2 pseudogenes are annotated in these 793 nt (G+C 41.1%); one reads left to right on the forward strand and one right to left on the reverse strand.

The window, feature by feature from the left end:
* Nucleotides 1–438, forward strand: a pseudogene (locus tag R7040_RS25845) (galactokinase); the annotation flags it as partial.
* A gap of 88 nt (nt 439–526) precedes the next feature.
* Here the strand turns inward: R7040_RS25845 and R7040_RS25850 are convergent.
* Nucleotides 527–793, reverse strand: a pseudogene (locus tag R7040_RS25850) (hypothetical protein); the annotation flags it as partial.

Genomic DNA, 793 nt, shown 5'->3' on the forward strand with positions numbered 1-793 from the left:
CTGCGAGATGTGACTATTGAGCAGTTCAACGAAAAAGTCTATGAGCTAAATGAAATAGTAGCAAAACGTGCGCGTCACGTGATCACTGAAAACAATCGCACAGTCGAAGCGGCAAAAGCGCTCCGTTCGCATAATATTAAACGCATGAGTGAACTTATGGCTCAGTCACATGCTTCGATGCGTGATGATTTCGATATTACAGTCAAAGAGATTGACACTCTGGTTGAAATGGTTAAAAACGTGATTGGCGAGCAGGGCGGCGTACGTATGACTGGTGGTGGTTTCGGCGGTTGTGTAGTGGCATTGGTTCCGCAAACGCTGGTTGACGAAGTGAAAGCAACCGTTGAATCTAAGTATGAAGCTGCGACGGGCCTGAAAGAATCAATTTACGTTTGTCAGGCAAAAGAAGGCGCTGGTCTTGTTGAAGTCTATAAGTGAAACAGGTAAGTTACTAAGTAAAGCCAGCTTGCAAACGCTGGCATAGTTCAATCTGGGAAAAGAACAACAAAGAGAAATGTTCACGATTTTATGAAGTTCGATTAGGCTGAACGTGATTTAGCCAGTCGTTAATTGAGAAGGAACAACAGAAACCATCTATTTCGGAGTTGTTATCAACATCATCAAAAAGATAAAGTTGAAGTTGCCCATTATCAGTTATATTTCTAAAGTGAGATTTATTGAGAGCAAACACTACGTTTAAAATGTCTTCCTCACTTTCAATCTGACATAGAAGCATGCTTGAAAAGGTTGCCATAATAGCAGAACCATCATTCAATTTTACATACGAAAGGAG

The sequence above is a fragment of the Vibrio sp. 1069 genome, assembly GCF_033340555.1.